General features: G+C 63.4%; 21 protein-coding genes. 9 read left to right on the top strand and 12 right to left on the bottom strand.

Annotated elements, in window-relative coordinates:
• Positions 1-161: 161 nt before the first annotated feature.
• Entirely contained in the window at positions 162-1,202 is a 1,041-nt protein-coding gene (gene murB / locus B0G80_RS12315) for a UDP-N-acetylmuramate dehydrogenase (protein WP_116118172.1), read from the top strand.
• Between the two features lie 139 nt (positions 1,203-1,341).
• Here murB and B0G80_RS12310 read toward each other — a convergent pair whose 3' ends face one another.
• A complete protein-coding gene (locus B0G80_RS12310) occupies positions 1,342-2,568 on the bottom strand; it encodes an argininosuccinate synthase (protein WP_106286297.1) in 1,227 nt (408 codons plus the stop codon).
• A 249-nt stretch (positions 2,569-2,817) separates the two neighbouring features.
• Positions 2,818-3,747, bottom strand: a complete 930-nt coding sequence (argF, locus tag B0G80_RS12305) for an ornithine carbamoyltransferase (protein ID WP_106286296.1) — start codon at positions 3,745-3,747, stop codon at positions 2,818-2,820.
• A 472-nt stretch (positions 3,748-4,219) separates the two neighbouring features.
• Here argF and B0G80_RS12300 point away from each other — a divergent pair, with 472 nt between their 5' ends.
• Positions 4,220-4,564 (top strand): DUF3579 domain-containing protein, encoded by a 345-nt coding sequence (locus B0G80_RS12300; protein WP_106286295.1) that lies wholly within the window; start codon positions 4,220-4,222, stop codon positions 4,562-4,564.
• A 207-nt stretch (positions 4,565-4,771) separates the two neighbouring features.
• On the opposite strand, the gene rpsT is transcribed toward B0G80_RS12300, so the two are convergent.
• A complete protein-coding gene (rpsT, locus tag B0G80_RS12295) occupies positions 4,772-5,050 on the bottom strand; it encodes a 30S ribosomal protein S20 (protein ID WP_012434165.1) in 279 nt (92 codons plus the stop codon).
• Positions 5,051-5,586: 536 nt separating this feature from the next.
• On the opposite strand from rpsT, the gene murJ reads away from it, so the two are divergent.
• Positions 5,587-7,137: a murein biosynthesis integral membrane protein MurJ gene (gene murJ / locus B0G80_RS12290; protein WP_116118171.1), complete on the top strand. Its 1,551-nt coding sequence runs from the start codon at positions 5,587-5,589 to the stop codon at positions 7,135-7,137.
• 5 nt (positions 7,138-7,142) lie between these two features.
• Positions 7,143-7,985, top strand: coding sequence for a SirB1 family protein (locus tag B0G80_RS12285; RefSeq protein WP_116119635.1), 843 nt, complete (start codon positions 7,143-7,145; stop codon positions 7,983-7,985).
• 125 nt (positions 7,986-8,110) lie between these two features.
• On the opposite strand, the gene B0G80_RS12280 is transcribed toward B0G80_RS12285, so the two are convergent.
• From B0G80_RS12280 to lpxK, 5 genes are all read right to left on the bottom strand, one after another.
• Positions 8,111-8,869 (bottom strand): 3-hydroxyacyl-CoA dehydrogenase, encoded by a 759-nt coding sequence (locus B0G80_RS12280; protein ID WP_116118170.1) that lies wholly within the window; start codon positions 8,867-8,869, stop codon positions 8,111-8,113.
• 275 nt (positions 8,870-9,144) lie between these two features.
• Positions 9,145-9,810 (bottom strand): adenylate kinase, encoded by a 666-nt coding sequence (gene adk / locus B0G80_RS12275; protein ID WP_116118169.1) that lies wholly within the window; start codon positions 9,808-9,810, stop codon positions 9,145-9,147.
• A 208-nt stretch (positions 9,811-10,018) separates the two neighbouring features.
• Positions 10,019-10,819: a 3-deoxy-manno-octulosonate cytidylyltransferase gene (kdsB, locus tag B0G80_RS12270; RefSeq protein WP_116119634.1), complete on the bottom strand. Its 801-nt coding sequence runs from the start codon at positions 10,817-10,819 to the stop codon at positions 10,019-10,021.
• Positions 10,820-10,968: 149 nt separating this feature from the next.
• On the bottom strand, positions 10,969-11,172 hold the full coding sequence (locus tag B0G80_RS12265) for a Trm112 family protein (RefSeq protein WP_007180583.1): 204 nt from the start codon (positions 11,170-11,172) through the stop codon (positions 10,969-10,971).
• The gene (gene lpxK / locus B0G80_RS12260) at positions 11,153-12,169 is read right to left on the bottom strand and encodes a tetraacyldisaccharide 4'-kinase (RefSeq protein WP_116118168.1); all 1,017 of its coding nucleotides are present in this window, start codon (positions 12,167-12,169) and stop codon (positions 11,153-11,155) included. Before lpxK ends, B0G80_RS12265 begins: the two co-directional genes overlap by 20 nt.
• A gap of 568 nt (positions 12,170-12,737) precedes the next feature.
• Here lpxK and xseA point away from each other — a divergent pair.
• From xseA to B0G80_RS12240, 4 genes are all read left to right on the top strand, one after another.
• Positions 12,738-14,117, top strand: a complete 1,380-nt coding sequence (gene xseA, locus B0G80_RS12255) for an exodeoxyribonuclease VII large subunit (RefSeq protein WP_116118167.1) — start codon at positions 12,738-12,740, stop codon at positions 14,115-14,117.
• 218 nt (positions 14,118-14,335) lie between these two features.
• Positions 14,336-14,914 (top strand): superoxide dismutase [Fe], encoded by a 579-nt coding sequence (gene sodB, locus B0G80_RS12250; RefSeq protein ID WP_106283446.1) that lies wholly within the window; start codon positions 14,336-14,338, stop codon positions 14,912-14,914.
• Between the two features lie 379 nt (positions 14,915-15,293).
• Entirely contained in the window at positions 15,294-15,869 is a 576-nt protein-coding gene (locus B0G80_RS12245) for a YMGG-like glycine zipper-containing protein (RefSeq protein WP_116118166.1), read from the top strand.
• Positions 15,870-16,128: 259 nt separating this feature from the next.
• On the top strand, positions 16,129-17,931 hold the full coding sequence (locus B0G80_RS12240) for a pyrrolo-quinoline quinone (protein ID WP_116118165.1): 1,803 nt from the start codon (positions 16,129-16,131) through the stop codon (positions 17,929-17,931).
• A gap of 92 nt (positions 17,932-18,023) precedes the next feature.
• On the opposite strand, the gene B0G80_RS12235 is transcribed toward B0G80_RS12240, so the two are convergent.
• Positions 18,024-19,487, bottom strand: coding sequence for an NYN domain-containing protein (locus tag B0G80_RS12235; protein WP_116118164.1), 1,464 nt, complete (start codon positions 19,485-19,487; stop codon positions 18,024-18,026).
• Between the two features lie 244 nt (positions 19,488-19,731).
• The gene (clpP, locus tag B0G80_RS12230; RefSeq protein ID WP_116118163.1) at positions 19,732-20,379 is read right to left on the bottom strand and encodes an ATP-dependent Clp endopeptidase proteolytic subunit ClpP; all 648 of its coding nucleotides are present in this window, start codon (positions 20,377-20,379) and stop codon (positions 19,732-19,734) included.
• 300 nt (positions 20,380-20,679) lie between these two features.
• Between clpP and B0G80_RS12225 the strand changes: the two genes are divergently transcribed.
• The gene (locus B0G80_RS12225) at positions 20,680-21,666 is read left to right on the top strand and encodes a sigma-70 family RNA polymerase sigma factor (RefSeq protein ID WP_116118162.1); all 987 of its coding nucleotides are present in this window, start codon (positions 20,680-20,682) and stop codon (positions 21,664-21,666) included.
• On the opposite strand, the gene B0G80_RS12220 is transcribed toward B0G80_RS12225, so the two are convergent.
• Both B0G80_RS12220 and mdtD read right to left on the bottom strand, forming a co-directional pair.
• Positions 21,622-22,896: an EAL domain-containing protein gene (locus tag B0G80_RS12220; RefSeq protein WP_116119633.1), complete on the bottom strand. Its 1,275-nt coding sequence runs from the start codon at positions 22,894-22,896 to the stop codon at positions 21,622-21,624. The genes B0G80_RS12225 and B0G80_RS12220 overlap by 45 nt on opposite strands.
• Before the next feature lie 252 nt (positions 22,897-23,148).
• Positions 23,149-24,606, bottom strand: coding sequence for a multidrug transporter subunit MdtD (gene mdtD, locus B0G80_RS12215; protein WP_106283440.1), 1,458 nt, complete (start codon positions 24,604-24,606; stop codon positions 23,149-23,151).

Below are 24,606 nucleotides of genomic sequence, written 5' to 3'. Positions count from 1 at the left end.
CCGGACGGCTGCTCACGGGGCACTCGCTATAATCACGGACCGGACGTCATTTTACCGACGCCACTCCCTTTTGCCCAAGGCCGCCGCGCATTGTCGCGCGGCCGGGGCCCGAAGCCGGTTTCATCGGCTGCTTGATTCGTCGTTTCACTGTTCCGATTCCGATGTCGCAAACCCACTCCGCCGCGTTCATGGCCGGCTATCCGCTGAAGGCGCACAACACCTTCGGCTTCGATGTGCGCGCGCAGTTTGCTTGCCGCATCGAGCGTGAAGAGCAACTGATGGCCGCGATGCGCGATCCGCGCGCAGCCGGCCTGCCGCGTCTCGTGCTGGGCGGCGGCAGCAATGTCGTGCTGACCGGCGATTTTGGCGGCCTGGTGCTGCTGATCGCGCTGCGAGGCCGCCGCGTCGTGCGCGAGGACGATGACGCATGGTACGTCGAAGCGGCTGGCGGCGAGCCGTGGCATGAGTTCGTCGGCTGGACTTTGGCGCAAGGTTTGCCGGGTCTCGAGAACCTCGCGTTGATTCCGGGGACCGTGGGCGCGGCGCCGATTCAGAATATCGGCGCGTACGGGTTGGAGATGGTCGAGCGCTTCGCGTCGCTGCGCGCGGTGGAACTGGCTACCGGCGACGTCATCGAAATGGATGCGCAGGCGTGCCGCTTCGGCTATCGCGACAGTTTTTTCAAACGGGAAGGGCGGGACCGTTTCGTGATCACGTCGGTGACATTCCGTTTGCCGAAGGTCTGGCAGCCGCGTGCCGGCTACGCCGATCTCGCCCGCGAATTGGCTGCGAGCGGCCAGGCGGATACGCCGCCGAGCGCGCAGGCGATCTTCGATGCGGTGGTGGCGGTGCGGCGCGCCAAGCTGCCCGATCCGCTGGAGCTCGGCAACGCCGGTAGCTTCTTCAAAAATCCGGTGATCGAGGCGGCGCCGTTCGAGGCGCTGAAGGCCAGGGAGCCGGACGTCGTGTCGTACCTTCAGCCGGATGGACGGGTGAAACTCGCCGCCGGCTGGCTGATCGATCGATGCGGCTGGAAAGGCCGTGCGATGGGCGCGGCGGCCGTGCATGAGCGGCAGGCGCTGGTACTGGTGAATCGCGGCGGCGCGAGCGGGGCGGAGGTGCTGGCGCTTGCAAAAGCGATTCAGCGCGATGTGTTGGAGCGATTTGGGGTGGAGTTGGAGGCGGAGCCGGTTTGTTTGTGACGATTCGTTGATGAATATAAAAAAGGCGCCGGGAATTTTCTTCCGGCGCCTTTTTTTGCGTCTACGTTTTGGCTTCGGCCGCGCCTCGCGGCGCTTGACTTCGTTACCGCGAAGTTATCCTGCGCCGAAACGCCGGCTGTCAGTCACGCTGACGGCGCGCATTCTCCGCAATCCGCATGCGCAGCGCGTTCAGCTTGATGAAGCCGCCGGCGTCGGCCTGGTTGTAAGCGCCGCCGTCGTCGTCGAACGTGGCAATGGTCTTGTCGAACAGCGTTTCCTTCGAATCGCGCGCGACCACCGAGACGCTGCCCTTATACAGCTTAACGCGCACCCAGCCGTTGACCTTCTCTTGCGTATGGTCGATCAACACCTGGATCGCGCGGCGCTCCGGGCTCCACCAGTAGCCGTTATAAATCAGCGACGCGTAGCGCGCCATCAGATCGTCTTTCAGGTGAGCCACTTCACGGTCGAGCGTGATCGACTCGATGCCGCGGTGCGCCTTCAGCATGATCGTGCCGCCCGGCGTTTCATAGCAGCCACGCGACTTCATGCCGACGTAACGGTTTTCCACCAGATCCAGACGGCCAATGCCGTGCTTGCCGCCCAGACGGTTCAGCTCGGTCAGCATTTCCGCAGCCGACAGACGCTTGCCGTTGATCGCGACCGGATCGCCGTGCTCGTATTCGATGTCGAGATATTCAGCCTGGTCGGGCGCCTGTTCCGGCGACACGGTCCAACGCCACATATCGGCTTCGGCTTCCGCTTTCGGGTCTTCCAGGTGACGGCCTTCGAACGAGATGTGCAGCAGGTTCGCGTCCATCGAATACGGGGCGCCGCCTTGCTTGTGCTTCATTTCGATCGGAATGCCGGCCTTTTCCGCGTACGCGAGCAGCTTTTCGCGCGACAGCAGATCCCATTCACGCCACGGTGCGATCACCTTGATGCCCGGTTCCAGCGCGTAGTAACCGAGTTCGAAGCGAACCTGGTCGTTGCCCTTGCCGGTTGCGCCGTGCGACACCGCTTGCGCGCCGGTGGCGCGGGCGATTTCGATCTGGCGCTTGGCGATCAGCGGACGCGCGATCGACGTGCCCAGCAGATATTCGCCTTCATAGATCGTGTTGGCGCGGAACATCGGGAACACGTAGTCGCGCACGAATTCTTCGCGCAGGTCTTCGATAAAGATGTTGTCCTGCTTGATGCCGAGTTGCAGGGCTTTCTTGCGCGCCGGTTCCAGCTCTTCGCCCTGGCCGATGTCGGCCGTGAACGTGACGACTTCGGCGTCGTAATTGTCCTGCAACCACTTCAGGATGACGGAGGTGTCGAGGCCGCCCGAATAGGCGAGCACGACTTTCTTGATATCGCTCATGGTGAACTCGTAGCTGGAGAAAGCGGGAAAACAAGGCGCGCCGGCGGTTCCGGAGCGCGGAAAACCACTATTTTGACACTAAACCGCAGGCCGCCCGCGTTTTTGGGGCGGTGCGGTGTCGAAGCCGGGTCCGTTTATGGCCGTGGACGCCGGCTCGATGCATGGCGCTAAACGTGGATGCCTTGCCTCGTATTCAAGGCCCCGTCGCGCTTCACGCAGATGCCGCTCAACGCCGACCGAGCGGCTCGCTCAGTGATTCAGCTTGCCGAGCAGCAGGTATTCCATCAAGGCCTTTTGCACATGCAGACGATTTTCCGCCTCGTCCCACACGACGCTTTGCGGGCCGTCGATCACTTCCGCGCTGACTTCCTCGCCGCGGTGGGCGGGCAGGCAGTGCATGAAGAGCGCGTCGGCATTGGCGCGCGCCATCATGTCGGCGTCGACGCACCAGTCGGCAAAGGCTTTCTTGCGCGCTTCGTTTTCCGCCTCGAAGCCCATGCTGGTCCAGACGTCCGTGGTTACGAGGTCGGCACCGGTGCAGGCCTCGTTCGGATCGTCGAATTCTTCGTAGAACGGGGCGCTTTCGGCAGCGACCATGGCGCGGTCCAGCTTGTAGCCCGGCGGCGTGGACAGGCGCAATTTGAAGCCGAGAATCTGTGCGGCTTCGATCCACGTGTACAGCATGTTGTTGGCGTCGCCCACCCACGCGACCGTCTTGCCGCGAATCGGACCGCGATGCTCGAAGTACGTGAAGATGTCCGCCAGCACCTGGCACGGGTGATATTCGTTGGTGAGCCCGTTGATCACCGGCACGCGCGAATTCTCGGAAAAGCGCTGGAGAATGTCCTGGCCGAACGTGCGGATCATGATGATGTCGACCATGCGCGAGATCACTTGCGCGGCGTCTTCGATCGGTTCGCCACGGCCGAGCTGCGTGTCACGTGTGCTCATGAAAACGGCGTGGCCGCCCAACTGGAAGATGCCGGCTTCGAACGACAGGCGCGTGCGCGTCGAATTTTTTTCGAAGATCATCGCCAGCGTGCGATCGTGCAGCGGATGGTAAGTCTCGTAGTTCTTGAATTTGCGTTTCAGAATGCGCGCGCGTTCCAGCACGTACTCGTAGTCTTCCAGCGAGAAATCCTTGAACTGCAGGTAGTGGCGAATTTTCTTGGCGGTCATGAAACAAATACGGCGGTCTCACCCGGCAGGATTGCCGGACGGCGCCGCCGTCGTTTGTGGTAACTCAATGCAGCATAAAGGATTTCGCCCGATTTGACGAGTCGGCCAAAAGGCTGGGCAAGCTGTCTGAAAGCCTTGTGAAACCGTTAGACATGTCTTGTGTGCGCTGCGGAAAAGGGTCCTCTGCGTTATAATCCGCGGGTTATCCCAAAGCCCAGCAGGCCGGTATTTCGCTTGGCCGACCTCGGCTCGCGCGGTTCGGAATGACCTGCTCGCGGTGCGCCGTTACGATGAGCACCAAGGCGGCTTAGCCGGCTCTTCGCGATTTCTGGCGGCGTAGTACGCCATCGCGGCATGGTCAGCGAGTTCCAGGCAGGTCTCAGGCGGGTTTCAGCAATCAGCTGGCAATTCAGCGCCGTTCCGCCGTCCGTTTTGCCGTCATCCCGCTGGGCAGTTACACAGGTATTCCTACATGGCCGAAGCAGCTCCAACCGAATATTTCATTCAGGGCATCACGTCGAAGGGAAAAAAGTTTCGGCCGAGCGACTGGTCGGAGCGTCTCGCAGGCGTCATGGCCTGCTTCGGCCCCGGCGCAAGGAAAGGGCCGAACGCTTATATGCAGTACTCGCGGTACGTGCGGCCGACCATGATCGGCGACCTCAAGTGCGTGATTCTCGATTCGCGTTTGCGCGACATCGAACCCATGGCTTTCGACTTCGTCCTCAACTTCGCTAAAGACAACGACCTCGTCGTGACCGAGGCGTGCGAGTTGCAACTCGAGCACGCCACGCCGCAAGAGAAACGGCACGTGATCTAGCGTGAGCCTGCCGGCTCGGCAACAACAAAAGCAAAAGCAAAAACCCGCCGGTAGCGGGTTTTTTTACGCTCAGTCCGTCAGTCACGAGCGCGACGGCCTACGCGATGCAGTGCGAATCTGTCGGTCCGAAGCAAAAAAAGCCCGCCGAAGCGGGCCTTTCTGCGCAGCGGAAACAGGAGGTAGCCCACCGAAGCGGGCTGACCGGGATTACTGTGCTGCGGACGCTTGCAGACCCTTGATGGCTGCAGCGAGGCGGCTCTTATGGCGAGCTGCCTTGTTCTTGTGAACGATGTTCTTGTCGGCGATGATGTCGATGGTCTTCGACGATGCCTGGAAGATTTCAGCGGCCTTGGCCTTGTCGCCGGCGTCGATCGCCTTGCGGACAGCCTTGATAGCCGTGCGGAACTTCGAGCGCAGTGCCGAGTTATGCGAGTTTGCCTTGGCGGCCTGGCGGGCGCGCTTGCGTGCTTGTGCGGAGTTAGCCATGACGGTTCCTTATCCTGTTCCTGTTTCCAGTACCTGACCTTCAAGTGGTGAGGCGCTGCTTTTAGATCGAACTCTTGGAAGCGATTGCCCAAGAGCGCAAAAGTGTCGAAAAAAATCGATCGGACTACGCGAACGCAAGCCTGTGTTTTCGGGCTAATCAAGGGTTGTTGGCAGATGGCGCGCGGTTAGCTGTGGCTAGCGTACGACCGATCTGAACCCCGTCCGAAAAGTTGAGCGAGCTTCGAAACCGGCGATTATAGCAACAAAATCAGGCACGTGGCAACGGGAAAGCGTCACGAAGCTCTGCCGCCTTATTGCGCAAAGTCCGGCGCCCGCTCGGCAGCCATATGGAGCAAGTGTGCCGCAGTCCGCGCGGACAGTGGAGGCGGGGCGTGTCCGAGGGCCCAGAACGGCGCGGCCGCGCTCAAAAAGACGCCTCGATTCGCTTTTCCGATCGAACGTCTGCGCGGCAAATCGGTCCGAATCGCGTTCCGGCTCGTCGTCCGCACTCGCGGCACCCGTATAATAAGCGCCCCATGAATCTATTCCGAGCCCTGCTGACGGTCAGCGGCTTCACGCTGCTGTCTCGCGTGACCGGACTGGCCCGCGAAACGCTGATCGCACGCGCGTTCGGTGCCAGTCAATACACTGACGCGTTCTACGTCGCCTTCCGCATTCCGAACCTGCTGCGCCGTATCTCCGCCGAAGGCGCGTTCTCGCAGGCCTTCGTGCCGATCCTCGCCGAGTTCAAGAACCAGCAAGGTCACGACGCCACCAAAGCACTGGTGGACGCCACCTCGACGGTGCTCGCCTGGGCGCTCGCGGTCCTGTCGCTGATCGGCGTCGTCGGCGCGTCGGGCGTGGTGTTCATCGTCGCCTCGGGCCTCGCGCACGAGGGTCAGGCGTACGCCCTCGCGGTCACCATGACGCGCATCATGTTCCCGTACATCATTTTCATTTCGCTGACGTCGCTGGCGTCGGGCGTGCTGAATACGTACAAGAACTTTTCGCTGCCCGCGTTCGCGCCGGTTTTGCTGAACGTCGCGTTCATCGTCGCCGCCGTGTTCGTCGCGCCGCGTCTGCAAACGCCGGTCTATGCGCTCGCGTGGGCGGTGATCGCCGGCGGCGTGTTGCAATTCCTCGTGCAGCTGCCGGGTCTGAAGAAGATCGACATGATTCCGCGCATCGGACTGAATCCGCTGAAGGCGCTCGCGCATCGCGGCGTCAAGCGCGTGCTGTCGAAGATGGTGCCCGCGATGTTCGCCGTCTCGGTCGCGCAGATCAGCCTGATCATCAACACGAATATCGCCTCGCGCATCGGGCCGGGCGCCGTGTCGTGGATCAACTACGCCGACCGGCTGATGGAGTTTCCGACCGCTCTCCTGGGCGTCGCGCTCGGCACGATCCTGCTGCCGAGCCTGTCAAAAGCGCACGTCGACGCCGACCCGCACGAGTATTCGTCGCTGCTCGACTGGGGCTTGCGCGTCACCTTCCTGCTGGCCGCGCCGAGCGCCGTCGCGCTGTTTTTCTTCGCGCAGCCGCTGACCGCCACGCTGTTTCACTACGGCAAGTTCGACGGCAATTCGGTGGTGATGGTCGCCCGCGCGTTGTCGGCGTATGGCGTCGGCCTGATCGGTCTGATTCTCATCAAGATCCTCGCGCCGGGTTTCTACGCGAAACAGGACATCAAAACGCCGGTGAAGATCGGCGTCGGCGTGCTGATTCTCACGCAGTTGAGCAACTATCTGTTCGTGCCGATTTTCGCGCATGCGGGGCTGACGCTGAGCGTCGGGCTCGGCGCTTGCGGTAATGCGTTGCTGCTGTTTCTCGGGCTGCGCAAGCGCGGCATCTATACGCCGTCGAGCGGCTGGCTCAAATTTTTCGTGCAGTTGTTCGGCGCCTGTCTGGTGCTGGCCGGCACGATGCATTGGCTGGCCATCAGCTTCGACTGGATCGGCATGCACAGCCGCCCGGTCGACCGCATGGTGCTGCTCGCAGCGTGCCTCGTGCTGTTCGCCGCGCTATATTTCGGTATGCTTTGGCTGATGGGCTTCAAGTACGCGTATTTCAAAAGGCGAGTGAAGTGATCACGATGACGCGAGTTCTCGACTATTTCAGCACGCTCGTCGCCGAAGACGACAGTCTTCCGCTGACCGAGGCGGCGCTCTCGCTCGCGCAGGACGCCTATCCCGATCTCGATCTGCAAGGTACGCTCGCCGAGATCGACGAGCTCGTGGTGCGCTTGCAGCGGCGCATGCCGGACGACGCAAACATCAAGCAGAAAGTCGGCATTCTGAACCGGTTCTTCTTTCGCGAACTGGGTTTCGCCAGCAATCTGAACGACTATTACGACCCCGACAACAGCCATCTGAACGCGGTGCTCAAACGTCGCCGCGGTATTCCGATTTCGCTGGCGGTGCTGTATCTGGAAATGGCGGAACAGATCGGCGTGCCGGTGCGCGGCGTGTCGTTTCCCGGCCACTTCCTGTTGCGCGTAACCACGCCCGATGGCGACGTGATGCTCGATCCGACCAGCGGCCACTCGCTGTCCGAGTCGGAAATGGTGGAAATGCTGGAGCCGTATGTGGCCTCGGCGGGCGAGTCGGTGAGCAGGGCGCTGCGCATGCTGCTCCAACCGGCCACGCGTCGCGAGATCATTGCGCGTATGCTGCGCAATTTGAAGTCCACGTATTTTCAGACGGAACGCTGGCAGCGTCTGCTGGCGGTGCAGCAGCGTCTCGTGATCCTGCTGCCGGAAAGTATCGAGGAAGTGCGTGATCGCGGCTTCGCTTATGCGCGGCTCGATTATCTGCGCCCCGCGGTCGAAGACCTTGAGCGCTACCTCGGCGACCGGCCGGATGCGGAGGACGCAACCATGGTGGAATCGCAATTGCACGAACTGCGTCAGCGTGCTCAGCAGGACGACCGCGAGTAAAAGCGCGCCTGGGCAACGGGCATTACCACCACCGCTCAAAACAAAACGCCTGCACAGGATCATTCATGTGCAGGCGTTTTTCTTTAGCGCGGTTTGCTTTGTGAAGCCGCGCACTGCATGCCAGCTTACTTCGGCTGCATCCGGATCGCGCCGTCCAGTCGAATCACTTCGCCGTTGAGCATCGGATTGTCGAAGATCTGCTTGGCCAGCATCGCGTACTCGGCCGGCTTGCCGAGGCGCGGCGGGAACGGCACCATCGCGCCGAGCGCGTCCTGCACTTCCTGCGGCATGCCGAGCAGCATGGGCGTTTCGAAAATGCCCGGTGCGATCGTCATCACGCGGATCGCGTTGCGCGACAGGTCGCGTGCGATAGGCAGCGTCATGCCGGCCACACCGGCCTTGGATGCCGCATAAGCCGCCTGGCCGATCTGGCCGTCAAACGCGGCCACCGACGCCGTGTTGATGATCACGCCGCGCTCGCCATTCGCGTTCGGCTCGTTCTTCGACATGGCCGCGGCGGCGAGCCGGACCATATTGAAGGTGCCGATCAGATTGATCGAGATGGTGCGCGCGAACGCGTCGAGCGGATGGGGACCGTCCTTGCCGACTGTTTTGACGGCCGGCGCGACGCCCGCGCAATTGACGAGGCCGCGCAGCGTGCCGAGCCTGGTGGCGGCTTCGACGGCCTGGGTGGCGTCGTCTTCGCGGCTCACGTCGCATTTGACGAACACACCGCCGAGTTCCTTGGCGAGCGCCTCGCCCGCATCCACATTCAGGTCGGCGAGCACCACCTTGCCGCCGTTTTCGACGAACAGGCGCGCCGTGGCTGCGCCCAGTCCCGATGCACCGCCGGTGATCAGGAAAACGTTGTCGCGAATCTCCATGTCTTCTCCTTTGCTACGGTTCAATAATGTCGAGATCGAATATCTTTTCGATAAACGATTGTAACGGCTATGCTGCAATGCGGAAAGCGAAGCGGGCAGGCGGCTGATTCAAGTGCCGTCGACGGCACGCGGGCGCAGCGAAACGCTACGGATGGCTAATTAATATCAGGCATGGGCGCGGAGAAATCGTTCGCTGCATTCGAACCCTTCGGTGCATAAAAAAACCCGCCGGCAAGGGCGGGTCTTTCCTGAAGCGAACACAAACGGAGCCGAGCTTACTTCAACGCCTCGAACGCGCGGTCACGAATTTCGTCGACGCTGCCGAGGCCGGAAATGCGCCGATACTGCGGCGCGGCCAACGGAGTCGACGAATCGCCGTTCTTCGCCCAGTTGTTGTAGTACTCGATCAGCGGCTTGGTTTGCGCCTCGTACACTTCCAGACGCTTCTTGACGGTTTCTTCCTTGTCGTCGTCGCGCTGGATCAGCGGTTCGCCGGTCACGTCGTCCACGCCTTCCACCTTCGGCGGATTGAACTTGACGTGATACGTACGGCCGGACGCCGCGTGCGAGCGGCGGCCGCTCATGCGCACGATGATCTCGTCGAACGGCACGTCGATCTCCAGCACGTAGTCGATCGGAACGCCGGCCTGCTTCATGGCTTCAGCTTGCGGAATGGTGCGCGGAAAACCGTCGAACAGATAGCCGTTCGCACAGTCCGGCTGCTGCAGACGCTCTTTCACCAGATTGATGATCAGTTCGTCTGTGACCAGTTCGCCGGCATCCATGAAGCGCTTCGCTTCGAGGCCGAGTGGCGTGCCGGCCTTGACGGCCGCGCGCAGCATGTCGCCGGTGGAAATCTGCGGAATGCCGAATTTTTCCTTGATGAAGTTTGCCTGAGTGCCCTTACCCGCGCCGGGTGCACCCAAAAGGATCAAACGCATGTGATATCTCCAGATCTATGTGAATTCTTGGGTGGCGCTGCGGACATCCCACGAAAAGTCGAGGGACCCGCATCGGCTGCCGTTTGGTCTCGCGCTGCACGTCGACGACGGCGCTGCAAGACGGTAACGGCGCGACCGGGCAAACCCTGACTCTCGCGTGTAGCGGGAGGCGCGCACAACCGTCTGATTATGCCATGGGTTTTTACGCTCAAGACCCGAATAAGGCCTGCACGCGCGCGAGATCGGCGGGCGTGTCGACACCGGGCAGCGGCACGTCGTGCGTGACGAGCACCGCGATCCGCTCGCCATGCCACATCGCGCGCAGTTGTTCGAGCGCTTCGACCTGTTCGATCGGCGAAATCGCGAGGCTGGGATACGTGCGCAGGAATTGCGCGCGATAGGCGTACAGCCCGATATGCCGATGAACCACCGCGGGCGCGGGCGGCGCGGGCATCGACGCGACATTCGGCCAGTGCGGCGGGTAGGCGTCGCGTGCCCAGGGAATCGGCGCGCGTGAGAAATACAGCGCGACGCCGCGCGCGTCGAGCACGACCTTGACTACGTTCGGATTGAAAATTTCCGCGGGGTCGGTGATCGGGTGCGCGGCGGTGGCGATCGCGCAGTCGTGGTTCGCTGCAAGGTGCGACGCAACGCCGCACACGAGCGCCGGATCGATCAGCGGTTCGTCGCCCTGCACGTTGACCACGATCGTGTCGTCGCTCCAGCCGAATTGCGCCGCGACTTCCGCGAGACGGTCCGTGCCGGACGGATGGTCCGCGCGCGTCAATACCGCTTCGAAGCCGTGCTGGCGGGCGGCGTCGAGCACCGCTTGCGCGTCCGAGGCGATCAGCACCTGCTGCGCGCCCGATTCGCGCGCGCGTTCGGCGACCCGCACCACCATCGGCTTGCCGCCGATGTCAGCGAGCGGCTTGTTGGGCAAACGCGTCGAGGCAAGTCGAGCCGGCACGACGGCGATGAACGGGGGAGTGGCGGTGTTGGCGTGGGTCATCAGCGAGGCAAGCGCAAAGACGGGCGGCGATGAAGCCGGAAGAAAGCGACCGCGCATGCGGCGCGGCTGTGGACAGGCAAAACGATGAAAGCAGATCGCGGCACGGGGCACGCCTTAAACACTGCCGCCGCGTGCGAGGGCGGCGAGGCTCAGGCCACGGAGCCCGGATTCAGATCCACTGGTGTGCCCTCCACCGTCTGCCGCGCTTCGTCGACCAGCATGACGGGAATGCCGTCGCGAATCGGATAGGCCAGCTTGTCCGCGTTGCAGATCAGCTCCTGCGCGGCGCGATCGTAGCTGAGCGGGCCCTTGCAGATCGGGCAAACGAGAATTTCAAGCAGGCGAGCGTCCACGAACTTTCTCCACAACTAGTGCAATGAGGCGATGATCGAGCGCGGCTTCGACCGGGACAACCCAGATGCGCGCGTCGTGCCAGGACCCTAATTTTACCGCATCCTTTTCCGTTATCAGGATGGCGTCGGCGTCCGCGTCGGTAAAAGGATTGCGCTCGAACGCGTAATGATCCGGCAAGGCGCGCGTGGCGGGCGTGAGGCCGGCGGCGCGCAACGTCGCGAAAAAACGCTCCGGCGCGCCGATGCCGGCCGCGGCCAGCACGCGATCGCCGCTGAATTGCGCGAGCGGACGGCGCAACGCGGGATTGTCCAGATGCCATGCGTCGGCGGGCGCGAGTTGCAGCGCAAAGGTATTCGGCCACGCCGGCAGCGTGCGCGCGTACGGATCGTTGATGAGCGTGGCGTCGCGGCGTCGCGACAGCGGCTCGCGCAGCGGTCCGGCCGGCAGCAGAAAACCGTTGCCGCCGAGCCGGTGATCGAACACGACCAGTTCGGCGTCGCGTTCGAGCCGGTAGTGCTGCAAGCCGTCGTCGCTCACGATCACGTCGACTTCGCGGTGCGCGGCGCACAGCGCCTGCGCAGCCGCCACGCGATCCGGACAGACCCACACCGGTGCGCCGGTGCGGCGCGCAATCAGAAGCGGTTCGTCGCCGCCGACGCTTGCCGCCGAGGTCGGCGTGACCCGCGTCGGCGATTTCACGCGCGCGCCGTAGCCGCGCGACACCACGCCGGGTTTGAAGCCCGCGGCGCGTAACGCCTCGACCAGCGCGATCACGGTCGGCGTCTTGCCGGTGCCGCCGACAGTCACATTACCGACCACCACCACGGGCACCCCGATGCGCACCGATTTCAACCAGCCGAACGAAAAGGCGGCGCGGCGCGCGGCGGCAATCGCGCCGAACACGCAGGCGAGCGGCGACAGCGCCCAGGCAAGTGGCCCGCGCTGCTGCCATTCGCGCGCAAGGCGTGCCTCGAGACGGTCGCTGACGCCGCTCATGGGCACGTCGCGCAAACAACCGGCGCGCCGCTTAGGCAAAGGCAGCCGGACGGCGGCGTGAAGGAGCTAGGCGCAATACGCGGGGCAAGCATCAACGCGGTTCTCCGGACTATGAAAGTGAGGTGAAAAATGAATCTGCTTGGCATGGCGGGCCGACTTGCGCAGTGTGCCGCAATGCTGGACGCCCCGGCGCGTTCGGCATGCCGTCGAGCCCGCCACTCTAGCGCGCCGGCGTCCCGCCCGGCAAGTCGCGCGCCGTGCGCCGCGCGACGAAGTAGCGCTTCCAGCGCGGCTCGCAGCCTGTGGATAACTTTGTGGAGAACCTGCCGTCCCACGGGCGCAAAGGGCCGTTCCATGCGCCCGGTATCGGCAGTCATTCTCTTTAATGAGATGTAAACACCATATAAATCAACGACATGCCTACAATTCATGCGGCCGGGCGGGCGATCTGGCGGGATCTGTCTAGCCGGTCCCGCCATGTGGACACTTTTAACAATTCGAGCGCCGCGCTGGACGCGGATGGCCGGTCGGTCTATCGTCTGTCCGGCCAGCCACACTTATTCCTCGCATGAATCCCGAAAGCCCTTTTTCCTCGTCGGCGACGCCCGGCGGCGAAGTCGTCGTTCCCGTTTCTGCACTCAATCGCGCGATCGGCACGATGCTGGAACGTTCGTTTCCTCTCGTCTGGGTTGCCGGCGAAGTGTCGAACTTCACGCGCGCCGCGAGCGGCCATTGGTATTTCTCGATCAAGGACGCGCAGGCGCAGATGCGCTGCGTGATGTTTCGAGGGCGGGCGCAATACGCCGAATTCACGCCGCGTGAGGGCGACCGCATCGAAGTGCGCGCGCTGGTGACGATGTACGAGCCGCGCGGCGAACTGCAGTTGAACGTGGAAGCGGTGCGGCGCACCGGCCAGGGGCGTCTCTACGAAGCGTTCCTCCGGCTGAAAGCGCAGCTCGAAGCCGAAGGTCTCTTTGCCGCTGAACGCAAACGCGCGTTGCCGTCGCATCCGCGTTCGATTGGGATCGTCACGTCGTTGCAGGCCGCGGCGTTGCGCGACGTCCTGACCACGCTGTCGCGGCGCGCGCCGCACATCCCGGTGATTGTCTATCCGGCGCCGGTGCAGGGCGTCGGCGTGAGTAGCAAGCTGGCGGCAATGGTCGACGCCGCCAACGCACGGCGCGAGGTCGACGTGCTGATCGTGTGCCGCGGCGGCGGCTCGATCGAAGACCTGTGGGCGTTCAACGAGGAAGTGCTGGCGCGCGCGATCGCGGAAAGCGCGATTCCCGTGGTGAGCGGCGTGGGCCACGAAACCGATTTCACCATCGCCGACTTCGCCGCGGACGTGCGCGCACCGACGCCGACCGGCGCCGCCGAACTCGTCAGTCCGCAGCGCGTGCTGCTCTTGCGCGAACTCGACCATCGTCACGCGACGCTCGCGCGCGGTTTCGGCCGCATGATGGAGCGGCGCGCCCAGCAACTCGACTGGCTCGCGCGCCGGCTGGTGTCGCCCGCCGAGCGGCTCGCGCGGCAACGCACGCATTTGCAGCAATTGAGCGTGCGGCTCGCGTCGGCGGGCGCGCGTCCGGTGCGTGACGCACGAGCGCGGTTTTCGCTGCTGCAGATGCGCTGGCAGCGCTGGCGTCCCGATCTCGCCGGCCATCAGGCAAAACTCGGCAATCTTTCGCAACGTCTGGACGCGGCTTTGTTACGCCAGCATGAGCGTCAGACCGCGCGCATCGACACGCTCGCCGCGCGTCTCGAAGTGCTGAGTCCGCAGCGTACGCTTGAGCGTGGATACGCTGCCGTGCTCGATGCGCAGAGCGGGCGAGCGTTACGCGCGCCGTCGTCGCTGAAGCCGGGGCGGCGTCTCACGGTGCATCTCGCCGAAGGCGCCGCGGACATCGCGCTGGCCGATGTGCAACCACGCCTGACCGACGGTTTCTGACACTTCGCCGACAGCATCCGCAGCCGTACTTTTGACCGTCGCGAGCGTCGGGCACACGGTGCGCGCCAGCACTAATTGCGCTGTGAATGCGGCATGTTCGCCGATGCCGGGCATAAAGTCCGTTGGTTTGCGGGGTTATTCCAACTCGCCTACAATCGAGTGCTCAAAAGCGTTATCCGCAGACTCCCCCACAACAGATACAGACAGAAGGAAAGATCATGGAACATACGCTCCCGCCGCTGCCGTTCGCGAAAAACGCACTCGTTCCGCACATGTCGGAAGAGACGCTCGAATATCACTACGGCAAGCATCACCAGACCTATGTCACCAACCTGAACAATCTGATCAAGGGCACGGAGTTCGAGAACCTGTCGCTTGAAGAAATCGTCAAGAAGGCATCGGGCGGCGTGTTCAACAACGCAGCTCAAGTGTGGAATCACACGTTCTTCTGGAACAGCCTGTCGCCGCAAGGTGGCGGTGCGCCGACCGGCGCGCTCGCTGACGCGATCAACGCCAAGTGGGGTTCGTTCGACAAGTTCAAGGAAGAGTTCGCCAAGACCGCAGTCGGCACGTTCGGCTCGGGCTGGGCATGGCTCGTGAAGAAGGCCGACGGCTCGCTCGACCTGGTTTCGACCAGCAACGCCGCAACGCCACTGACCACTGACGCCAAGGCACTGCTGACGATCGACGTGTGGGAACACGCCTACTACATCGACTATCGCAATGCGCGTCCGAAGTTCGTCGAAGCGTATTGGAACATCGTCAACTGGGCATTCGCGTCGAAGAACTTCGCGTGAATTTGCCGGTGAGTTTGAAGGCAGCGCTGCTGGCGGGATGATCCGGTCACGGCGTCGAGCGTCAGGCTCCCTGGAAGTTGCTGGAAGAAAGCCCTCGCATGCGAGGGCTTTCTTTTTTCTGGCTTGGCTCGCTGGCGCGCACAGGTGCGTCGAAGCGTCCTGTCTCGGCCTGCGCGAGAGATGCATAGGATTGCTTTTCACACGACACGCCGCCTGAATCTTGTCACAGTTCGTAACGGCTCCGGAGCTTCCAATTGGCATTCAGCCTGCCGATGCCGCGTCCGGATGGCGGCGGAAAAAATCCGGTAACTATCTCGTAAACAAAGCACGCGTAAATTGGCCTAACGTATGGTTTCCCTATGAAGAAACGTGCGCCACCATGATCTCAAGTCCTAAATCGATACGCGTCGCACTGCCTGTGGCAGCGGTCGCGCTGGCGCTCCTCGGCGGTTGCGCGGTGGCGCCGCCGAGTGGTCCTTCCATCGTCGCGCTGCCGCGCAGTGGCGAGCGGCTCAATCAGTTCCAGCAGGACGACTACACCTGTCGCGATTACGCGTATCGCTCGACCAACGCGACCGGCGCGTCACAGTCCGCGACCACGAACAGCGTCAATAGCGCGGCTATTGGCACGCTCGGCGGTGCCGCTGTCGGCGCGCTCATCGGCGCGGCGGCGGGCAATGCCGGCGCGGGTGCGGCGATTGGCGCGGGCAGCGGCTTGCTGGTCGGCGGCGCTGCCGGCGCGAACGGCGCCCAGTATGCCGGCGGTAGCCTTCAGGCGCAGTACGACGCGGCATACGCGCAGTGCATGACGTCCAAGGGCAATACGATTTCGCAACCGCAAGTGCCGGTCTACGTGCCGCAGCCTGTGTACGCGCCGCAACCGGTATATGTTGCGCCGCCGCCGCGTTACTACGGGCCGCCGCCGGTAATGTATTCCCCCTATCCGTACTACTGATCGAATTCCGCCGGGCACACTCATCCGCTGAATCGCGTCGCCGTTATCTATTGCCTCGGATGGCGGAGAGAGGCGACACGATGGCGATAAACGCCTTTGCAAACGGCGTACGGTTAATCAGCCGTAAGCGCGATGAATGTTTTCAGCGAGCGGGAGCCGCGCGTGGCGGACTCTTCTCTTGCGGCTCGCGACTGAGTCACGGCGCGCACCCGTCGTTGTGCGCAGCCGACCGTCGCGCCATTCAGGAGACGAGGCGATCATGCGAATCTCGCAAGCTGGCGTTGAGACCTCCGGGCTGGGCGCGTGGACCCGTCGGGGCACGATAGTGGCGCTGATCGCCGTCGCCTCCTGTTTCGCGTCGTGTGGCGGCGGTGGTTCTGGCGGCACGTCCGGGGTGGGCTCCGGGTCGGCGAGCGGAAGCGGAAGCGGCACATCGGGCGGCTCGGATTCAGGTTCGGGTAGCACAGGGAGCAGCGGTACAGGTTCGGGCACCGGCTCGACCAACGGCACCGGCACTGGAACAAACGGCACCGGCAGCACGCCGTCAGCGGTGACGGCCTACGCCACCGACGTCCTCATGCATCACGACGATATCGGCCGCACTGGTCAGATGCTCGCCGAGACCACGCTCACACCGGCGAACGTCAATTCGGCGAGCTTCGGCAAAGTCGCGTTTCTTGCCGCGGACGGCAAGGTCGACGGGCAGCCGCTCTTCGTCACCAGTCTGTCGATCGGCGGCACGGCGCACGACGTGGTGTACGTGGTCACCGAACACGATAGCGTCTACGCGTACGACGCCACCTCTTTCGCGCAACTGTGGAAGGTCTCGTTGATCGGCAGCGGCGAAACGCCCAGCGACGACCACGGATGTCCGGACATCACCCCCGAGATCGGCATTACGTCGACGCCGGTCATCGACCGCAGTCGCGGCACGAATGGCGTGCTGTATGCCGTGGCCATGACGAAGGACAGCGGCGGCGGCTACCATCACAGGCTGCACGCGCTCGATCTGGCCACCGGCGCCGAAGTGCTCGGCGGCCCGACGGAAATCGCGGCGACTTATCCGGGCAACGGCGCGGGCAGCGTGAACGGCGTGATTACCTTCAACCCGTCGCTGCATACGGAGCGCGCGGCACTCACGCTGGTCGGCGGCAACATCTACATGGGGTGGACCGCGCACTGCATGGGGGGGGCGTACACCGGCTGGATGATGGCGTATAGCGCCGGCACGCTGAAACAGACCAGCGTGCTCAACATCACGCCGAACGGCAGTCAGGGTTCGATCTGGATGGCCGGTTCGGGCATGGCGTCGGACGGCACGTCGCTCTATGTCGTAGACGGCAACGGCACGTTCGGCACCACGCTGAACGCGGCGGGTTTTCCGGTCGACGGCGACTTCGGCGACTCGATGATGAAGCTCTCGTTGGGCAATCTGCAGGTCACCGACTATTTCGCGATGTCAGATGTCGTCACGCAAGCGGCCACCGACAACGATTTCGGCTCGGGTGGCGCGATGGTCCTGCCGGATCAGACCACGGCAAGTGGCGTCGTCAAGCATCTGGCGGTGGCGGCCGGCAAGGACAACCACATCTACGTCGTCGATCGCGATTCAATGGGCAAATTCAACCCGACCTCGAACAATATCTGGCAGGAGTTGATCGGTACGCTGGCCGGTGGCATCTGGGGATCGCCCGCTTACTACAATGGCGTGGTCTATTACGGCGGCCTGAACGACAACCTGAAAGCATTGCCGGTCTCGGGGGCGTTTCTCGCGACGACGGCTGCATCGAGGAGCCCGACCACGTTCCCGTATCCGGGGGCGACGCCAGCCGTATCGGCGAACGGCGCGAGCAATGGGATAGTCTGGGCGGCGGAAAACGGCACGACCGGCGCTTTGCATGCCTATAACGCGGGCAATCTCGCTGTCGAGTTGTACAACAGCAACCAGGCCGGCACGCGTGATCAATGGGGCGCGGGCAACAAATTCATCACGCCGATGATCGCTCGCGGCAAGGTATATGTCGGCGCGACTAACGGCGTGGCAGTGTTCGGGTTGTTGTGAGCGGAAAGGAGCGAGGACTTGCTGTCTGCCGCTGAGCCTGGGTAGCGGCACCCGCCTCGGCGCCGCTACATGTCACGCCGAATGAGTCATCCTCACTCCGCGTCGCTCGTCGCCGCCGTCTTACGCGGACGACGACTGCGCGCCGCCGTTTTGCGCGCGGCCTTTTTTGCCGGCGCGGGCGCTTCTTCCGCTGTGGCTGTGGCAGTCGCTGCCGGCGCTTCAGCAGGCGCGGCGATTTCCGGAATGTCGTCGATGCTTCGCGGCGCGGTCTTCTTCGCTTTCTTCGCAGCGGTCTTGCGTGGCGCGCGTTCATTGCGACGCTTGGGCTGCTTGGCGCTTGTATCCCGCTCGTCCGCCGGGCTCGCGGCGCCGTCCGGTTCTTCGGCCGTCACGGTTTCCCGCGCCGCCCATGGCGCTTCCGGCTCTGCCCAAGGCGTTTCCGGCGGCTCAAAAATGAACTCGGCATTTTCCGGCGTTTGCGCGAGCACATCGTCTGGTCGAGGCCGACTGCTGCCGCCGTGTTCGACGGCCGCGCGCTCGTCTTGAACAGCCTCCTGTTGGCCGCGTCCTGCTTTGCGATTACCTCGCCCGCGACGGCGCGATTCGTGTTTGCCGCCGGACTCGGCGATCACCGTTTCGGCGACCTGCGCCTCATACAACTGTTCGGCCGACTCCACGATTTCAGCAGTTTCGCCCGTGTTGTCGCCGGCCACATTCGCAGCCGTGCTCCGATACACATAGGCACCCGACTTCTCGTCACGGCCGAACTCGAGCAGCCCGCGCGCATGCGCTTCTTCAAGCAGATTGCCGAAAGCGCGAAAGCCGTAGTACGTCTCGTTGAAATCCGGCTTGCGGCGCTTGATCGCGTTCTTCAGCACCGACGCCCAGATCTTGCCGCTGTCGCCGCGTTCGGAGGCGAGTGCGTCGAACGTTTGCACCGCGATCTCGACCGCCTTGGTGCGGCGTTTTTCGAGGTCTTCCTTGTTGCGGGTCTTCTCCTCGTCGGGCGCGCGTTTGGCCGTCGGCTGGGCGGACTGTTGCGGGCGCGACGACTCGCGCTTGGCGACCGTCCGCTGACTCTCGCGCACCAGGTCGTCGTAGAAGAAGAACTCGTCGCAGTTCGCGATCAGCAGATCGGAGGTGGATTGCTGCACGCCGACGCCGATCACCTGCTTCGCGTTTTCACGCAGCTTCGACACCAGCGGCGAAAAATCCGAGTCGCCGCTGATGATCACGAACGTATTGACGTGCGATTTCGTGTAGCAGAGGTCGAGCGCGTCGACCACGAGCCGGATGTCGGCGGAATTCTTACCCGATTGGCGCACGTGGGGAATCTCGATCAATTCGAAATTGGCCTCGTGCATCGCACCTTTGAAACTCTTGTAGCGATCCCAGTCGCAATACGCTTTCTTCACGACAATGCTGCCCTTGAGCAGCAGACGTTCGAGCACCAGCTTGATATCGAACTTGTCGTACTTCGCGTCGCGCACGCCGAGCGCGACGTTTTCGAAGTCGCAGAATAGCGCCATGCTGACGGTTTCGTTGGATGACGCCATGGTTTTCTCCCTTGAAGCGATTGTCGAATTCGACGAATCGCGACCATGATAGCGATTCCAGCGGAGGTGATCAGCTTTTGTGTTGCGGGCGCACCGACGCGCACGGCACCAACTCGCGACGACGCGCGCTTCTTGTGACGTTCTCCAAGGTTTTTGCACGCCAGTCGACGTTGTGTCTGAATAGTTTCAGGATCGCGGCCCTACGGCGTTGGTTAGCAGTGAATTCACCACGCAGGCCACCGCGCTACCTATCCCCGTGATACGACGCGACATTCAGCGCAGCGCGTGTTTCCAGCACCTCGTCGACGAGACCGTACGTCTTTGCGGACTGTGCTGACATGAAGTTGTCGCGGTCGGTGTCGCGGGCGATTTCCTCGATGCTGCGCCCGGTGCGCTCCGCCATCATGGCATTCAGCCGCTCGCGCAAATAGAGCACTTCCTTCGCCTGAATTTCGACGTCCGCCGCCGTGCCCTGGCTGCCGCCTGACGGCTGATGAATCATGATGCGCGCGTTGGGCAGCGCATACCGCTTGCCGCGTTGGCCGGCGGTCAGCAGAAAGGTGCCCATGCTAGCGGCGAAGCCGGTACACAAGGTCGATACCTCCGGTTTGATGAACTGCATGGTGTCGTAGATCGCGAGGCCGTCGTACACAGAACCGCCCGGCGAATTGATGTAAAAAGAAATATCCTTGTCAGGGTTCTCGGACTCCAGAAACAGCAGCTGCGCGACAATCAGACTGGCCGATTGCTCGTTCACGGGCCCGACCAGAAACACGATGCGCTCGCGCAGCAAACGCGAATAGATGTCGTAGGCGCGCTCGCCGCGGCCGGACTGCTCGATCACCGTGGGCACGAGGCCGAGGCCGGTAATGGTTGGGTAGCTGGAATGCATATTGATCTCGTGTATGCGGCGTAGGTGACCGCGGGGTGTGGGGAGCGCATGGCTTCATGGCACGAAGCCTCCAGGCTGTGCCTCCGCCGATCCGGAACCTGCGCATTCATTGCGCGGGTTGTTCTCCCTATGACGACGCGACGCAGCGCGACGTGACAGAAATATTTTTTCGCGAGGCTGTCACATCGTTGGATGCCCAGACGTCAAGACAAAATGAGGCAGGATGTCGGCGCGCGCCCGGTTCACTTCGCAGGCAGGGCGCCGCGCGCTTTTCACCACGCACGATCTGGAGGTCTGCATATGACGGAACAAGGAATCGACAAGGCATCCAGTTTCGAGGCCGCGCGCGCTCGCCTGCTTGCGCTGGCGTACCGCATGCTCGGCAGCCGCGCCGAAGCGGAAGACGTGGTGCAAGATGTGGCGTTGAAATGGCACCTCGCGGACACGCAGGAGGTGCAGGTACCCGCCGCCTGGCTCACCACGATCACCACGCGTGTGGCGATCGACAGGCTGCGGCGTGTGCAGCGCGAACGCGCGTCGCAAGCCGACGGCTGGTTGCCGGAGTTGTGGCTCGACGAGGTGGCGCCATCGGCGGAAGAACTGGCCTTGCGCGCGGCTGAGATGTCCTATGGCGTGATGTTGCTGCTCGAGCGCCTGAAACCCGACGAACGGGCCGCGTTCGTGCTGCACGAAGCCTTTGATTGTGACTACGCGGAAATCGCCGCGATACTCGAACGAACGCCGGCGACGTGCCGCCAGATCGTCCATCGGGCCAAGGCGCGCGTGCAGCGCGCGGGCGCGCCGATCGAGCCACCGGATCCCGCAGCCCATGCACGGATCGTGGAGCGCTTGCGCACGGCGCTGGAGGCACAGGATCGACTCGGTCTATTGCAGCTCTTCAGTGACGCGCCTCAAGTGGTCAGCGACGCGCCGGTGTGCGCAGCGCTGAGCACGTGCGAACCGGCGGCGGCAGGGTGGATGGACACGGTAACGTCGCTGGTCGAGCACGCGAGCAACGCGGAGACAGTGTCGGTGGCGGGCACACTGTGTATCGCCTTGCTCTTCGAGGGCGACGTCGTCGGGGTGCTCGACGTGTCCGCGAACAGCCTGGGGGATGGCTCAACGAAGATCGTCTCCATGCGCGTGGTGACGAGCGCGGCGCGTCTGCAGGCCACCAACAGCATGCTGGGCCGCGCGGCGGTCAGGCAACTGCTTGCGCGGATCCAGCAGCGCGCTATGAGCTCAGTTGCGGTGGGCCGCGACTTCCCAGTTGATGTCCACGCATAGCACCTGTGTGCCCGTCGGTGTGTGCGCGGCGATCGAGGCGGTCACGCACAGATGCGCTTCGTTAATGGACAGATAAGGCGGCGTGAGATGCACCTGGCCGGGCGTACGCATCGCCTGGATAAAGTATGGCCGGCGTTCCCAACTGGCGCCTTCCGAATGCAGCAGCGGGCGGAAACGCTTGGCGCGTTGCGAGGCGCGCCCCGGCGGGAGCACGTTGTCGCCGATCTGCCGGCCCGACCCGTCCAGCACGAAGCAACGTGCCGTCTCGCCGAGCATTAGAAGCGGCGCGGTGGCTTGTGCTACCGACTCGCCGGCCACCAGTTGCGCGGCCGCGGTTTCGAGCGCCGTGACATACGGTGCGAGCCGCGCCGATTGTGCGTGTTCACGCGCGGTGACCCGCGCGCGCAGCGCCGCGGAAAGCGAGTCCATCAAGCCGGCCGCCGCTTGCGGCTTCACCGGTTCGACACTCGGGCCCGCGAAGAACGCGCCTTGCACGAAGTCCACGTTGCATTCCAGGGCGATCAGCGCATCGCGTTCGGTGCTCAGGCCGCCCATCAGCACCAGTTGGCCGGATTCGTGCAGCAGCGAGACGAGGCCCGGCAGCACGCGTTCAATGTGCGAATGTTCGCTGGCTTGCGCGAGAATGCAGCGGTCGAGCGTAACGATATCCGGCCGCAGATTCCACACGCGGTCAATGTTCGAATGTTTCGCGCCGAAGCCGTCGAGCGCGATCAGGAAGCCGGATTTACGCAGCGCATCGACGATCTCGGCGAAGCGCGTCGTTTCACCGCCTGCCTGTTCGGACACTTCAAGCACTACGCGCTGCGGCGGCAGGCCGAGCGCCTTGAGGCCCGCGAGCAGCGCGTCGCCATAACTGGTGTCCATCAGCGCTGCAGGGTGCAGGCTCAGGAAGAGCCATTCGTCGTGACTGTCGAACGCGTTGAAGTTGCCCAGGTGCAGCGATTCGGCGAGCCGCCCGAGTTCGAGCAGATCGCCGCGTCGCGCGGCTTGCGTGAAAACCTCGTGGGACGGCACTTGCAGCGCATGTTCGTCGTGGGCGCGTAGCGACGCGTGATAGCCGATCGCGCGCCGGTGCGACACGGAGAAAACTGGCTGGAACACGCTGAACACGGTGTAACCGCCGTACAGAACGGTGCGCCGGGAGCCTTCGTCGCCGGCCATTGGGCGGGGAGGCTGGAAGCCGGGAGGATCGAGGTCGATCATGCTCATCATGTCAGTCGTGTGGAGTTGGCTGCGCGCCTGCATGCTAGGCACTGGTTCGCACGCGCAAAATGTGAGTTTACAGGATAGAAGAGCAAGAACTATGCGCGTGCGGAAACACAGCACGCATGCCGGATTGTCCCCCACAGGTAAGACGATTGTGCGCCAGCACGGGTGCGGCGACGGTGATTCGCACTTTGCTGGTGCGGCCCGCGCCCCGTTGCGGGTCGGCGGCGGGCTTGCGGCCGGGGTGGCCGCGCATCAGGTTCGTTCGGACGGGTCGGTCTTTTTCGCGGGCGTGCGGATGTCCGGCGACAGTTGCGCGAAGATCCACGACGAGCCTGCCGTGATGATTCCGACACACAGGAACGTCGCGTGAAACGCGGGCAGCGAGTTGGCGGCCGTCACGCGCGGCAGCAGACCGGTGAAGGTGGCGAGCAGGGCGCCGGCCACGGTCACGCCGAGACTCATCGACAGCATCTGGACCAGCGAAAACAGGCTGTTGCCGCTGCTCGCGCCACCGGTGCCCAGGTCCTTGAGCGTCAGCGTGTTCATCGCGGTGAACTGGATCGAGTTGACGGCGCCGAAGAACGCCAGCTGCACGAGGCGCAGCCACAGCGGCTGGTTCGCGGTGGTGAGCGCGAAGCTCGCCATGGTCAGGCCGACCAGCACCGTGTTGACGATCAGTACGCGTCGATAGCTGTGCTTGATGATCAGGCTCGTCACGAGGCGTTTGGACGCCATGCCCGCCGCTGCTACCGGCAGCATCAGCATGCCGGCTTCGAAGGCGCTATAGCCGAGACTCACCTGCAATAGCAGAGGAATCAGATAGGGCATCGCGCCGCTGCCGATCCGCGCGAACAGATTGCCGAGCAGGCCGACGCTGAAGGTATGGATCTTGAAGAGGTCGAGCGAGAAAATCGGCGAGGGCTCGCGCACGGCATGCAAGCCGTAGGCGACGAAGCAGGCGAGGCTCAGGATCAGCAGCACCAGCACCGTGGCGTGCTGAATGCCGAACTCGGTACGGCCGTCGAGCGCGAACGAGATTGCCACCATGCCGACGACCAGCAGCAGATAGCCTTTCATGTCGAACTTGCCGACGTGTTCGTTGCGGCTATCCGGCATGAAGATGAACGTGGCAATGCAACCGACGATCCCGACCGGCACGTTGATCAGAAAGATCCAGTGCCATGAGGCGATCTTCACGAGCCAGCCGCCGAGTGTGGGGCCGATCAGCGGCCCGATGAGACCCGGAATCGCCACGAACGAGAGCGCCGGCAAATAGCGTTCGGCTGGAAAGGTGCGCAGCACGGCGAGCCGTCCCACCGGCAGCAGCATGGCACCGCCTACGCCCTGCATGATCCGGAAGGCCACCAGTTGATTCAGCGTGCGCGCGTTCGCGCACAGCAACGAGGCGATCGCGAACACGAGGATCGCGCTGAAGAAGACGCGGCGCGTGCCGAGCTTGTCGGCGAGCCAGCCGGACACCGGGATCATGACGGCCATCGTCAGCGAATAGGCGATCACCACTGATTGCATGCGCAACGGCAACTCGCCGAGGCTCGTCGCCATCGCGGGAAGCGCGGTGTTGACGATGGTCGAGTCGAGGGTCTGCATGAAGAAGCCGGTGGCGACGACCCACAGCATCACGGTGAGCGAGCGGGGCGAAGGTGTACTGGACGTACTGGAGGCGGCGGCGGGCGGAGTCGGCGTGAACAT

Source organism: Paraburkholderia sp. BL6669N2, from assembly GCF_003387275.1.
GTDB lineage: Bacteria > Pseudomonadota > Gammaproteobacteria > Burkholderiales > Burkholderiaceae > Paraburkholderia.
Note: the sequence above shows the minus strand (reverse complement) of the source record. Positions and strands in the feature narration are given on the sequence as shown.